Consider the following 12,645-nt stretch of genomic DNA (forward strand, 5'->3'; position numbering starts at 1 on the left):
CCGGTGTCGCGAGCGTCGGATGACGTACTCGGTGTCGGTTGGGCTACCGCGCCGGCTCGTCCTCGGTCGGCAGCAGCGCCGCGAGGTCACCGCGCGAACTGATCCCGAGCTTCGGGAAGATGCGGTGCAGGTGGGTACTGACGGTCCGGTGCGACAGGTACAGCCGCTGCCCGATCTCCCGATTGGTCAGCCCCTGCGCCGCCAGCTGCGCGATGCTCAGCTCGTGCGGGGTGAGCCGCTCGCGGGCATCCGGATCGCGGTTCGGGCTCGATTCGCCCGCGCTGCGCAGCTCCAGGCGGGCCCGCTCGCTCCACGCCGTGAAGCCCAGGGCGTCGAAAGTCTCTCGGGCCGTCCGCAAATGGGTGCGGGACTCCACCACCCGGCGCTGCCGCCGCAGCCACTCGCCATAGGCGAGATGCAGGCGGCCGCGTTCGGCGGGCCATCCGGTGAGATCGGCCTCCAGCGCGGCGGTGAACAGCTTGCCGGCCGAGTCGCCGGCGAGCACCGCTCGGGCATACCGCATTCCGATGTGCAGGGCGGGCGACGACGTGGACTCCGCCACCGGTTCCAGTCCGCGCAGCAGCTCCGCCGCCGCGTCGGTCTGCCCGGCGCGGACCGCGGCCTCGGCGAGTTCGGTGAGGAAACACGCGCGCAGCGCCGGCGAATACGACGGGTCGCGCGGATCGTGGATGCGGGCCAGATCGATGAAGGCGTCGTCGAATCGGCCCTCACCGAGCGCGATCAGCCCCCGGGTGAGCTGCACGGTGGCCAGCACGGGCCGCGCACCGGCGGCCAGTCCGGTCCGCTCGGCGTCCGCCGTGAGCTCTGCGGCCTGTACGTAATCCCCACGCAGAGCAGCGATTTCGGCCTGTACCGCGATGACCACCGCATGCATGAACGGCGCCGCGGTCTCGCGGGCGAAGGCCGCGGCCTCGGCCGCGATGGGCGCGGCGGCGGCGAGGTCACCGAGCCGGGCCAGGCTCCAGGCCTGGATCGCGAGGGCCCGGGTCAGCAGCCCCAGCCGTCCGGCGGAACGGAATCCGGGTGCGGCGGCACCGGCGAACTGCGCCGCGAGGTCGAAGGCGCCGACCTGGTATGCCGCGCTGCTGAGAAAGTGATCGACCTCCGGATCGCGGCCCGTGGTCGCGGCCAGCGCCCGCAGGTGGCGCAGCACCTGTTCGCCACGTTCGAACGGGGCCACGATCGAGTCGATCGCCAGCTTGCGCGGGTCACCGTCGGGAATGCCGAAGGTGTCGGCGACCGCGAGGACCGCGCGCCGGGTCTCGGGTCCGGGTTCGGACCAGAAGCACCGCATGGCCGCGCCCCACATGATCCGCAGCGCGGGATCCGGATACCCGTCGGCGGCGACGGAGGCCGCGAGCGCGGCCAGTTCGCCGATGCGCGACGGACTTTCGCGCATGCCGTCCTCGAATCCGCTGACCAGCCACTTCGCGGTGGCCTCCTGCGCGGGGGTGAGGGGGAGGGTACGCGCGGTGTCGACCAGTCGGTCGGCTGTGTCTCGGTGACCGGAGTCGACGGCCAATTCGGCCGCACGCAGCAGGCGATCCGCGCGCCGGCCGGGGGTGGCGCTGAGCGCGGCGGCCCGCTCCAGCGCCGCGACCGCACCGCCGCGGTGCCGGGACCGTTCGGCGACGTCCTCGAGCGTCGCCGCCACCTCCTCATCGGCTCCGGCGGTGCCCGCCGCCCGATGCCACACCTGGCGATCCGGAGACTCGGCGAGCAGGTCGGCGAGCGCCAGGTGCGCGCGGCGGCGTTCCTCGTCCGTTGCCGCCGCCACGAGGGCCGAGCGGACCAGTGGATGACGGAAAGTCACTGTGCCGGAACCGATATCGATCAATCGGGCCGCCACCGCGGGGGCGAGAATGTCGGCCCCCACCGCGGACCCCAGGAGAATCCCAGCGGCAGCGAGTGTTTCGGCGACCGAATCGCCGTCGTCGAGCGCCGCGACCAGCAATGCCGACCGGGTGCGCTCGGGCAACGCGGCACTGCGCGCCGAGAACGCTCGTTCGAGGCGTTCGGTCAACGGAAGGGTCGGCGCCGGTTCGGCGAGATCCCCCACGGCCGTGGGCAGCTCGGTCAGCGCGAGCGGGTTGCCGTGCGCCTCGGCGAGCACCCGGCGGCGGCCCTGGGCGGACAGCTCCGGTGCGGTGCTGTCGAGCACGGCGTTCGCGTCCTCATCGGACAGCGGGCCGAGTCGCATGGCGGTCAGCTCGGCCTCGTGCAGCGGCGAGCTCGTGCCGTCGCGCACGGTGGCGACCATGGCGACGGGCTCGGAGTCGATGCGGCGCGCGACGAAGGCGAGGACCTCGGCGCTGGCGGGATCGAGCCAGTGCACATCCTCGGCGACGACCAGCAGCGGCTGTTCGGCCGCCAGATCGGCCAGCAGTGTCAGGGCGGCGAGACCCACCAGGTGCGGGCTGGGCTCGCCGACGGCATCCGACATGCCCAGGGCGGTTGTCAGCGACTCGAACTGGCGCGCCGGCAGGGCATCGAACGCGCGGCGCAGCGGGTACAGCAGCCGCTGCAGCCCGGCGTAGTCGAGGCCGTGTTCGGCTTCCACACCCGCGGTCCGCAGCACCCGCAGCCCCGCGGCGGCCGCCATGGCGACCGTCTCCTCGACGAGCGACGATTTGCCGATTCCGGGTTCCCCCTCGATCAGGATGCCGCTCCGGTCACCCGGGCCGCCCACGAGTGCGGCCAGGACTTTCAGCTCGGTGTCTCGTCCGACCATCGGCATGGGTGTGGCTCTCCTCCTGGACCCGAGACGACGTACGGGACCGGTCGCGACCTTACCGAAACAGGATTACGTCACCTCAGCGTCAACTGACAGATTCGGCCGCCTGCCCGCGGCGGCGAAGGTATTTCCATGGCTACGGTACGTTTTCATCTCCTGTCCACACTGACTCCCGCCGAGGTCGTGCGGGTGCTCACCGACTTCGGCCCCACCCGCACCGAGGCGTGGCCGAGCATCGACGCCGAGCATTTCGTCGTCCACGACCGCGGCGAGACCTGGGCCGAGGTCACCGAAGGCACGGCCGCCGCCTGGGAACGCGCCCGCTACCAGTGGGATCCGGACGGCGACACCGTCACCATCACCACTCTGGATTCCAAGCTCTTCGGCGCGGGCGGCGGCTGGGTCTTCCGGGCCACGCCGGAAGCGGGCGGCACCCGGGTCGATGTCGAGCTGACCCGGACTCCGCAGGCCTTCAAGGGCAAGCTGCTGGCGGCACTGCTGCCGCTGGTCGGACCGTCCTCGCTGCGCAAGTCGTTCGCCGGCCCGCTGCGGGCGGTGTGATGTCCGCGCTCCACTCGATCCGGGGCACCGGACGGCTCGCGCCGGGCGTCCACACCGTCGATTCCGACGGCATTCTCCAGCGGTATCACGTCTACCGGAGTGGGCCTGTCTGCATCGCCCACCCCGCCGGCCCCGGGATCTTCTGGGAGTACCCGCGCATGCCCGCGCTCGAGGAACACCTGACCATGGTGTACGTCGAGGCGCTCGGCACCGGCGCATCCGGCCGCCTGCCCACCCGTCCGCACGGCTACACCCGCGAGCGGTACAGCCTTGCGCTGCAACGGCTGGCGCGTGATGGGCGGCGACGAACGCCCCGTGCGAGTGCTGGAACACAGCGGGCACCTGGGGCATCTGGAAGAACCCAGCGCTTCGACCACGCGGTCCGGGAATTCGTCTTCTCACCCAAGGAGTGATCGATATGTCCCCGTTTCGTGCGTTCCGCTGGGGCGAGCAGGTCAGTGCGGCAATGGTTTTCGCTGGTCCGGCGGCGCTCTGGAGCTGGGCCGAACTCGCGGTACTGCACGGGCGGGGACCCACCGCACGGGATCTCATCGGCTAGCGATCCCACTGTCTTCTTGCCCCGCCCGATCGAATGGAAGAGCTTCCATGAACGCCACTGCGGTACAGCCCGCTTCGATATCCGGGCGCTCGTCGCTGATTCGCCTGTCCCTGGTCCGCGGCCTCCTGGCCATCGCGTGGGCCCTGGCCTTCGCCGCAGTCCACGACCCCCTGAACGCCATCGCGCTCACCCTGTTGATCGCCTACCCCCTCATCGACGCGGTGTCCTCCGCCATCGACTGGCTCGCGGTACCGGAGGGATCCGAACGCCGCGTGACCGCCCTCAACGGCACCCTGAGCACCCTGGCCGCCATCGCCCTGGGCATCGCCGGAACCACCGGCGGCGTCGCCGCCGTCCTGGCCGTATTCGGTATCTGGGCAACGATATCCGGCGCGGCTCAACTCGCGGTCGGCCTCTACCGGCGCGGCCCCACCCTGGGCAAGCAATGGCCCACCCTCATCTCCGGCGGCCTGTCCTTCTTGGTCGGCGCCGTCTACGTCGCCCAGGCCACCGCCCCCTCCCCATCCCTGGATGTCCTGTCCGTCTACGCCACCGGCGGCGGTATCTTCTTCATGGCCCAAGCCGCACTGCTGGTCTGGAAGTCGCGCTCCGCGGAATGACCGGACAGGTGTAGGCGATGTCATCGGTATATCGCCGCGATCGGCGGCTGATACGACGCTGACTGCTGATTGCCAGCGGGGGAGCGCATCCTGGACGCCGTCGGCGGGTGAACGGGAACAGAAGGTGGCACAGGTTGATTCGGATCAGTCTGCTGGGGGCAGCGGAGGTGATCTCCGGCGATGGGGTGGTTGTCGAGGTGCGGGGGGCGCGGTTGTCAGCGCTGCTGGCCGTGCTGGCGCTCGAGGCCGGGACTGTGGTCCCGGTATCGAGGCTGGTCGATGCGGTGTGGGGTGAGCAGCTGCCCGTCTCACCGGAGAATTCGCTGCAAACCTTGGTGAAACGGCTGCGGGCGATCACCGGGCAGGACGCCGTGGTGTGGGCGGAACCGGGATACCTGCTGGCGGTGGAACCCGAAGCGGTGGACGCGATTCGGTTCGCGCGATTGGTCGACGCCGGGCGCGATGCGCTGTCGGAGGGCAGGCCGGACGATGCCGTGGCGGCGTTGGACCGGGCGCTGGGATTGTGCCGCGGACCGGCGCTCGGCGATGCCGTCGAGACCGCGGCGCTGCGCGTTGCGGCCGAGGTCCTCGCCGAGCGCCGGCTGACGGCGGTCGAGTTGCACGCCGATGCCTTCCTCGCGCTCGGACGGGCCGCGGAGGTCGTGCGCGGGCTGGCCGCCGAGTCGGCCGCGCACCCGTTCCGGGAGTCGCTCGCGGCTCGCCTGGTGACGGCGCTGGCCGCCGCCGGGCGCACATCCGATGCGGTGCAGGAGTTTCGTCGCATCGAGCGGTTGCTGCGCACCGAACGCGGCGTCGAACCGTCGGCGGTGCTGCGTCGCGCGGTCCCGGAACTCGATCTGCCACCCGAACCGCCCGGCGTCGCCCGCGACGTGCCGGCGTCGCCTCGACGGCTCACCAGTTTCGTCGGACGCGTCACGGAGGTCCCCGAGATCGCCGGGATGCTCCAGCGGCACCGGCTGGTGACGCTGGTCGGCCCCGGCGGTATCGGCAAGACCAGGCTGGCCACCGAACTGGTACTCGCACATCCCGGACAGTGGCCGGACGGAGTCGCTTTCGCCGAACTGTCGGCGGTCACGCCGGAACGCCCGGGCGCCAGAGTCCGGAATGCGATTGCGGCAGCGGTTTTCGCCGCCGTCGCACCGGGCGTGATCACCGATGAGCCCGGCCAGGACTGGATCGATCTGCTGGTTCGTAGACTGGGGCGGCGGCGGATGCTGCTCATTGTGGACAATTGCGAGCACGTGATCTCCGCAGTGGCCGATCTGGTGGTGAGTCTGCTGGATCGGCTTCCGCTGCTGACGGTTCTCGCCACCAGTCGTCAGCTGCTGGCGGTGGATTGTGAACAGCTGTACCCGGTGCGGCCCATGCCGATACCCGCGGCGGGTGTGACGGTCGAGGAGGCCGCCGCCAGCACCGCCGTCCGGCTGTTCCTGGATCGCGCTGTCGCGGTTCGCCCGGATTTCCAACTGTCCGAGGACAATTGCCATGCGATCGCGGCTGTCGTACGCAGCCTCGACGGGGTGCCGCTTGCGCTCGAGCTCGCAGCCGCCCGCCTGCACGGCCTGTCACCACAAGCGCTCGCCGACCGGCTCGACGATCGTTTCGGCCTGCTGACCAACGGATCTCGCCGGGTGATACCCCGGCATCGTTCACTGCGGGCGATGGTCGCTTGGAGCTGGGAACTGCTGCCGGCCGCGGAGGCCGAGCTGGCGCGCCGCCTCTCGGTGTTCGTCGGCGGCGCGACCTTGGACGCGGTCACGGGCGTGTGCGGGACCGACATGGACGACGCGGAGACCCTGACCGATCGGCTCGCCGCACTGGTCTCGATGTCACTGGTGGAATTCGACGGTGAGCGCTATCGGATGCTCGATACGATCCGCGCCTACGCCACCGCGGAGCTGGCCCGCGCGGGTGAGACCGAACGATGGGAACACGCGCACGCAGCGTGGTTCGTCGAGTTCAGCGCCGTCGGCGCACGGGAACTGGGTGGGCCCGCCCAGCACGAATGGCTGCACCGATTCGCCGCCGAACACGGCAACTGCGAGGCAGCGCTGGCCTGGGCGGTGCGGCATCAGGCAGCGGAATTCGCGTTGCGGCTGTTCGGCGACCGGGTCTGGTATTGGTTGCTGCGCGGACAGCGAACTCAATTGTCGGCCTGGCAATCCGAGGTGCTCGCTGTTGCCGGTGAGCGGATACCGCCCGGCTGCACGGGATCGTTTCTGATGTGCCGATACGCCGCACACTTTCCGGAACCGACGATGGGTGTCAAGGTGGAGTCGTTCTCCGATGCCTCCGCCGAATTCGAACAACTGATCCGGGTGGCGATGAGCGAGCCGCGCGGCGTGCATTACCTCTTCGTCCTGGTGCTGGCATTGAGGGAGCACCACCGTGGCGATCGGAGTCTGCTGGACTGCTGCGCGGCGGCCGACGATGGCAGGTTGCGCGGTCATGCGCTGGTATTGCGCGCGTTCGAGGACATCGACGCCAACCCCATCACGCGCACCTTCGCCGATCTCGAGCAGGCCGTGGATTGCCTGAGCGAATCCGGCGACCCGCGCACACTGGGCTTTGCATTGTTCCTGTTTGCCTATCTGCGTGTCACCTGGCATGGAATCGCTTGCGCTGCACCCTTGCTGATTCGAGCGGCAGGTCTGCTGAACGCCGAACTCGGCGCCGACGTCCGGCTCCGGACCTTGACCTACGTCGCGAACCTGCATCTCGCCGGCGGTGATATCGCCGGAGCCGCCGGATATCTGGCGTCCGCCGAGCGCATCGATATCGCGGAGCAGACCGCCTTCACGGCGACCGCCCGGTGCCTGACCCTCGGCTACCTGGCATGGCGGGAAGGACGAACGGTTCGCGCACTCGAACTCTTCGATCAGGTATTCGCAGCCACACAGCCGATTACCGATCATCGTAGCTTCGCGCGCATGTTCGAACCGGTCCACTGGCGTGTCACCTACGCGTATGTGCTGCTCGATGCGGGCCGGATGGAGTCGGCCGCGCACCATTTGCGGATCGCTCGCGACTATGCGGTCTCCACGTCCCCGCTGATGCTGCTGAACGTGGCGTTCGGTCATGCGATGGCGGCTCTCGCGTCAGGTCAGGCGGATCGGGCCGCGCGGATCATCGGCATCCTGCGCCGGGAGCATGTGCGCGTAGGCCGCACGGTGCTCGGACCGGATGGCGAGCGTGTGGTGACCCTGGCCCGGAACGCGCTCGGCGACACGGCATTCGAGGCGCTCGCGGGCGAAGGGGACGACACCGCGCTGGAAGCTCTGCTCGTCGAGGTCGAACATGTTGCGCTGACTGTTCGAGGAGCTACGAGATGAGCCCCCGGTTGCCCCGGCCCCAGGTCGCGGTCATCACGACCGCGCGGATCCGCCAGTCGCCCGCCGCGCGGGTCAGATCGAAGCGGTAGGTTCCGCCCAATGTCCATGTCGGCGCGCCGAATCGATCGGCGAGTATGTGCCTGGCCTGGAAGTAGGCGGTGCAGACGGCGGTGTCGCCGTCCACGGTCACCAGGTGGTTGGTGATCACGTGCTGAGTCGCGTCGAACTTGCCCAGCACCTGAGACCACGCGGCGCCGATCTGTGTGGGTGTCAGCGTCACCGGCTCGCCGCCGTTGAGACTGGTGTAGTCCAGGACGGCTTCCTGGGTGAAGACCTCGCCCAGCCGGTCCCAGTCCCGGTGATCGGCGAGCCAGGCCATGAGGGAGCAGGTCGCGATGATGTCGAGCCGATCCTGCACAGCATTCATGATGTCGAGTTCTCCTGTCGTGGTGGATGATTCGTGTCAGGCCAGATGGTGGTCGAGCCAGCGCAGGGCGTGGCCGACGGCCTCGGAGACGTAGGGGTCCTGGTCGTAGAGTTCGACGTGATTGCTGGTCTCGATCCAGACCAGCTCCTTCACCCCGAGGGCGGCATCGTGGACCTGGCGGGCATATTCCGGCAGCAGTGCGGTATCCCCGGTGCCGTGGATGATCTGCAGCGGGGTGGGCGCGACCAGCGGGGCGTGCACGATCGAGTTGTAGATGAAATACGGTTCGAGCGAATCCGCGGTCAGCATGCGCGGCCAATTGGGTGCTTCGGTCCTGCTGGTGCGGTCGTAGTAGCCGTACGCCTCCGGGTTCGGCATGACCGCCACCGGAATCTGCTCGGTCAGCTCCTCGGCAATGGTTGGTATGTAGGCGATTTCGCCGGTCTCGTACTGGCGCTGGACCAGATCGTTGACCCGCCGGAAATAGTCCGCGAAGCCTTCGACGCCGAGGCCCTGCTGAAAGGTCCCGCCGATGTTGTACCCGCCGGCGATGCTCACCACGGCCCTCAGCCGCTTGTCCCGGGCCCCGACGGAGACGGCATAGCCGCCGCCCATGCAGACACCCACGGCCGCAATCCGTTCCGGATCCACATCCGGCCGTGTGAGTAGATAGCTGATGGCGTTCGCATAGTCGGCGATGACCAGATTGGGGTCGTAGCGATGGCGTGGTTCCCCTTCGCTCTCACCGAAATTGCGGGGATCGAAGGTCAGCACCGTGTATCCGGCGTCGCTGAACCGCTCGGCGTAGTGCGGCAGCGTCTGTTCCTTGACGCTGCTGATCGGCCCGCACATCACCACACCCGGTGTGCGCTCGCCGGGTGCGGCGGCCGGGGGCCGGTACAGGTGGCCGGCCAGGGTCGCGGTCCCACTGGCGAATCGGACCGACTCATGCCGGGCGGGATCGGCCCGCAGGAATCGCTGTGCCATGGTCATCGATGTTCCTTTCGTGATGGGTCGTGGTCAGGCGTGCGCGGCGACGACGCGCGGGTTCGCCGCGACGGTGCCGGGGCACGGCGCCGGACAGGGCGGGGCGCCGGTGAGGGTGCTCAGTGCGCCCCGGTGCCGGGCGCTGCTGAGCACCGCGATGAGTTCGAGGGCGAGCACGATCACGCCGTAGCCGAAGGCCGTGGCGGACAGGTCGAATCGGCTCAGGCAGAGTCCGGCGAGGACGGCGGGCAGGCTGAACGCGAGGTACGCCGCCACATAGGTTGCCGTGATCACCTCGGCTCGCCGATCGGCCTCGGTCAGTCCGGTGAGCATCCGCAGGATGCCGGTGAAGGTCGGTCCGGTGCCGAGTCCGGCGATACTGCTGCCGACGAGGAACAGCCACACCTCACGCGTCGCGACGCCGGTCAAGGCGATCACGACACCCGTGACCAGGAAGGCCGGGCCTCGGCCCAGTGCCCGCTCGATGGTCCAGTTGCGGGTGAACACGGCGGCGGTGAGCGACGCGCCTTGCAGCGCGACGATCACCAGCCCGCCGGCCAGCGGGCTGTTCAGATGGAACTGCGCGCGCATGAGCGCCCCACCGAGCGACAGATACAGACCGCCCAGCGCCCAGGTGGCGACGATGGACGGCAGCAGCGTCCGGAAAACCGACCGAACCGATTGCGGCACCGAGACTTTCGGAATCAGTGAGTCCAGCGCACGACCGTCCGGCGCGGCCGTTTCGGGCATCATCGTGACGCCTGCGATCAGCACCAGATACGCAGCCGCCAGTAGCCAGAACACCAAGTGGGTGGGTGCCGGCGCGTAGGTCACCAGCAGTCCGCAGGCCATCGCGCCCGCGGCCGATCCGGCTCCGGCGGCCACACTGGACATCAGGACCCCCAGCCGTGAACCCGGCGGTTGCAGATCGATCAATGCCGCGCTGATCGCTCCGGTGGACAGCCCGGCCGCGATGCCCTGAACCCCGCGCGCCACGAAAAGCCATGCCACCGACTGCGCCTCGGCGAAGACCAGCGTCCCGGCCAGCGCCGTCACCGCGGCGGCGAACAGCACCGGCCGGCGTCCGATGTGGTCGGACAGCGATCCGGCCACCAGCAGAGTGGCGAGCAGGGCAAGGACATTGATCGCATACACGCCCGTCGATACCAGCGAGGAGTAATGCCACTGCTGCTGATAGACGGGATACAGCGGCGACGGCGCCGAGGAAGCGAACAGCATCAGGGCCAGTGCGGCCACCAGTAGCCAGAACGCCGCCATGCGCGGAAGTCGATAGCTCGCGGCACGGGCAGGCCTCCCCGGGCCGGGCCGGATCACATTGTCCACCATGCCCGCAAGCCTGATCGCGGCCGCTGATACCGGACTGTCGCCGCGTGCCAGTCCCGTGTCCGCGGGGCCGGTGAGTGTGGTCGACATGACGAAGATCGACAATGTCAGCCAACTCGACTTTTCCGTTCTTCCGCACCGGGGTGCTCTCGGGATCGCCCCGGGGCGGCTCTACATCGACGGCCGGTGGGTCGATTCCGATTCCGATGCGCGCTGGCGGCACCTCAGCCCCGCGACCAACGAGGAGGTCACCACGATTGCCGACGCTTCGGCCACCGACGTCGATCGGGCCGTCAGCGCGGCGCGGCGAGCCTTCGACGAGGGCCCGTGGCCGCAGCTGCGGGCCAAGGAGCGCAAAGCGATCCTCGAACCCCTGGTGCGGTTGCTGCGCGAGGTCGCACCACGGCTGAGCAGGATCCAGACGCTCGAGAACGGCATGCCGATCTCTTTCACCGCCCAATACCGGCTCTCCTCCGAGGTCGCCGCGGATGTGTTCGATCACCACCTCGGCTGGATCGACAAACTGGGCGGGGAGACCTATCCGCAGTACACCGAGCGAAGTGACCTGCAGTACCTGAGCTTCCGTGAGCCGGTCGGCGTGGTCGGGGCCATCGTGCCCTGGAACGCGCCGGTGCTGCAGCTCGCCAACAAGGTCGCGCCCGCGTTGGCCGCCGGCTGCACGGTCGTGCTCAAACCCTCCGAATACGCGAGCCTCAGCAGCCTCGCGATCACCGAACTGATCGATCAACTGGATTTGCCGCCCGGCGTTTTCAATCTCGTCACCGGCGTCGGTGCCAAGTCCGGCGAGGCGCTGATCACTCATCCCGGCGTCGACAAGATCAGCTTCACGGGTAGTCGCGGGGTTGGCGGCCGCATCCTCAAGGCCAGCGGGCGGGACGTCAAACGTGTCACCCTGGAACTCGGCGGTAAGAGTCCCAGCCTGATCTTCCCCGACGCGAACGTCCGCGAGGCCGGGAAGGCGGTGATGCGCATGATCGCGCTGGGCATGTCCGGACAGCAGTGCACCGCCCAGACCCGGGCCCTCGTGCACGTCGACTGCTACGACGAATTCCTCGACGGTGCACGGGAGATCGCGGCATCGGTGCGGTACGGCGACCCGTTCGACCCGGCCACGAACGCGTCACCGCTGATCAACAAGCAGCAACTGGTGAAGGTGCTGGACTACATCGAGTCCGGCACCGCCGAGGGGGCGCATCTGCTGCTCGGCGGCGATCGGCCGAGCGATGCGCTGAGCGCCGGCAACTATCTGAACCCGACCATTTTCACCCAGGTCGACAACGGCATCCGGTTGGCCCAGGAGGAGATCTTCGGGCCGGTGCTGGCCGTCATCCCGTTCACCGGCGAGGACGAGGCGGTCCGGATCGCCAACGACACCGAATACGGCCTCGCCGCAGGCATTTACACCGCCGACGTCGGGCGTGCCTTCCGGCTGGCCCGCCGCATCCGCGCCGGAGCGGTCGGCATCAACGGCTACACCTTCATGCCCAACGCCCCGATCGGCGGGTACAAGACCTCGGGGTTGGGCCGGGAGGGCGGGCGCACCGCGCTGGAGGCCTACACCGAGCAGAAGACCGTCATGATCGAGACGGGCGCTTGATCACTCGACCGCACGGCCGCAGCGAGATGACCGCACTCGTCGTTGATTACCTCGAACTGCTGTGGAACCGGGGCCGTGCCGATCTGGCCGACCGCTTCGTCGCCGACGAGCTGGTCGAGCACGGTCCGAGCCTGCCCGACGGCCGCCGGGCATTGATCGAGCTGATCAGCGGTGTGCGGCAGCGGTTCCCGCACGCCCGGTTCGACCTGCGCCGGATCGCCGCCACCGGAGATCTGGTGTTCGCGCACAGCCTCTTCACAACCGGACCGGAGGACCGCGGCACGGTAGTCGTGGATGTCTTCCGCATCCAGGGTGACCTGATCGTCGAGCACTGGCAGGTCCGAGAACGGGTGCCCGCCAGTGTCGTCGGCGGCCACCCCGTCGTGTGAATTCCGTTCGACAGCGGCCACGGATTCCAGTG

Annotated in this window: 11 protein-coding genes; 7 read left to right on the forward strand and 4 right to left on the reverse strand. The window is 69.1% G+C overall.

The features are described from left to right. Positions 1-43: 43 nt before the first annotated feature. Positions 44-2,758 (reverse strand): AAA family ATPase, encoded by a 2,715-nt coding sequence (locus AB0L60_RS18365; RefSeq protein WP_364614936.1) that lies wholly within the window; start codon positions 2,756-2,758, stop codon positions 44-46. Positions 2,759-2,887: 129 nt separating this feature from the next. Between AB0L60_RS18365 and AB0L60_RS18370 the strand changes: the two genes are divergently transcribed. The 5 genes from AB0L60_RS18370 to AB0L60_RS18390 all read left to right on the forward strand — a co-directional run bounded on the left by AB0L60_RS18370 (position 2,888) and on the right by AB0L60_RS18390 (position 7,848). Continuing rightward, the gene (locus AB0L60_RS18370) at positions 2,888-3,316 is read left to right on the forward strand and encodes a hypothetical protein (protein ID WP_364614939.1); all 429 of its coding nucleotides are present in this window, start codon (positions 2,888-2,890) and stop codon (positions 3,314-3,316) included. Next, a complete protein-coding gene (locus AB0L60_RS18375; protein WP_364614942.1) occupies positions 3,316-3,729 on the forward strand; it encodes a hypothetical protein in 414 nt (137 codons plus the stop codon). Before AB0L60_RS18370 ends, AB0L60_RS18375 begins: the two co-directional genes overlap by 1 nt. 5 nt (positions 3,730-3,734) lie before the next feature. Further along, complete coding sequence (locus AB0L60_RS18380) at positions 3,735-3,875, forward strand: hypothetical protein (protein ID WP_364614945.1); 141 nt, start codon at positions 3,735-3,737, stop codon at positions 3,873-3,875. Positions 3,876-3,922: 47 nt separating this feature from the next. Next, entirely contained in the window at positions 3,923-4,495 is a 573-nt protein-coding gene (locus tag AB0L60_RS18385) for a DUF308 domain-containing protein (RefSeq protein ID WP_364614948.1), read from the forward strand. Positions 4,496-4,629: 134 nt separating this feature from the next. Further along, entirely contained in the window at positions 4,630-7,848 is a 3,219-nt protein-coding gene (locus AB0L60_RS18390; protein WP_364614951.1) for a BTAD domain-containing putative transcriptional regulator, read from the forward strand. On the opposite strand, the gene AB0L60_RS18395 is transcribed toward AB0L60_RS18390, so the two are convergent. Genes AB0L60_RS18395 through AB0L60_RS18405 form a run of 3 tightly spaced genes read right to left on the reverse strand, consistent with a single transcriptional unit; the run spans position 7,838 to position 10,696 of the window. Continuing rightward, positions 7,838-8,275 carry a nuclear transport factor 2 family protein gene (locus tag AB0L60_RS18395; protein WP_364614954.1) on the reverse strand — a complete coding sequence of 146 codons (438 nt, stop codon included), beginning with the start codon at positions 8,273-8,275 and terminating at the stop codon, positions 7,838-7,840. The genes AB0L60_RS18390 and AB0L60_RS18395 overlap by 11 nt on opposite strands. Positions 8,276-8,311: 36 nt before the next feature. Further along, positions 8,312-9,268, reverse strand: coding sequence for an alpha/beta hydrolase (locus tag AB0L60_RS18400; RefSeq protein ID WP_364614957.1), 957 nt, complete (start codon positions 9,266-9,268; stop codon positions 8,312-8,314). A gap of 27 nt (positions 9,269-9,295) precedes the next feature. Then, positions 9,296-10,696 carry an MFS transporter gene (locus tag AB0L60_RS18405; protein ID WP_364614960.1) on the reverse strand — a complete coding sequence of 467 codons (1,401 nt, stop codon included), beginning with the start codon at positions 10,694-10,696 and terminating at the stop codon, positions 9,296-9,298. Here AB0L60_RS18405 and AB0L60_RS18410 point away from each other — a divergent pair. Next, positions 10,695-12,224, forward strand: coding sequence for an aldehyde dehydrogenase family protein (locus tag AB0L60_RS18410; RefSeq protein ID WP_364614963.1), 1,530 nt, complete (start codon positions 10,695-10,697; stop codon positions 12,222-12,224). The genes AB0L60_RS18405 and AB0L60_RS18410 overlap by 2 nt on opposite strands. Continuing rightward, positions 12,221-12,613, forward strand: a complete 393-nt coding sequence (locus AB0L60_RS18415) for a nuclear transport factor 2 family protein (RefSeq protein WP_364614966.1) — start codon at positions 12,221-12,223, stop codon at positions 12,611-12,613. Before AB0L60_RS18410 ends, AB0L60_RS18415 begins: the two co-directional genes overlap by 4 nt. Positions 12,614-12,645 lie beyond the last annotated feature (32 nt).

This window comes from Nocardia sp. NPDC051981 (genome assembly GCF_040680715.1).
Lineage (GTDB): Bacteria > Actinomycetota > Actinomycetes > Mycobacteriales > Mycobacteriaceae > Nocardia.

What these genes read in the sequence shown, in the direction of transcription:
- AB0L60_RS18365 (WP_364614936.1), bottom strand. Translation starts at nt 2,758, where the DNA reads ATGCCGATGGTCGGACGAGACACCGAGCTGAAAGTCCTGGCCGCACTC.
- AB0L60_RS18370 (WP_364614939.1), top strand. Translation starts at nt 2,888, where the DNA reads ATGGCTACGGTACGTTTTCATCTCCTGTCCACACTGACTCCCGCCGAG.
- AB0L60_RS18375 (WP_364614942.1), top strand. Translation starts at nt 3,316, where the DNA reads ATGTCCGCGCTCCACTCGATCCGGGGCACCGGACGGCTCGCGCCGGGC.
- AB0L60_RS18380 (WP_364614945.1), top strand. Translation starts at nt 3,735, where the DNA reads ATGTCCCCGTTTCGTGCGTTCCGCTGGGGCGAGCAGGTCAGTGCGGCA.
- AB0L60_RS18385 (WP_364614948.1), top strand. Translation starts at nt 3,923, where the DNA reads ATGAACGCCACTGCGGTACAGCCCGCTTCGATATCCGGGCGCTCGTCG.
- AB0L60_RS18395 (WP_364614954.1), bottom strand. Translation starts at nt 8,275, where the DNA reads ATGAATGCTGTGCAGGATCGGCTCGACATCATCGCGACCTGCTCCCTC.
- AB0L60_RS18400 (WP_364614957.1), bottom strand. Translation starts at nt 9,268, where the DNA reads ATGACCATGGCACAGCGATTCCTGCGGGCCGATCCCGCCCGGCATGAG.
- AB0L60_RS18410 (WP_364614963.1), top strand. Translation starts at nt 10,695, where the DNA reads ATGACGAAGATCGACAATGTCAGCCAACTCGACTTTTCCGTTCTTCCG.
- AB0L60_RS18405 (WP_364614960.1), bottom strand. Translation starts at nt 10,696, where the DNA reads ATGTCGACCACACTCACCGGCCCCGCGGACACGGGACTGGCACGCGGC.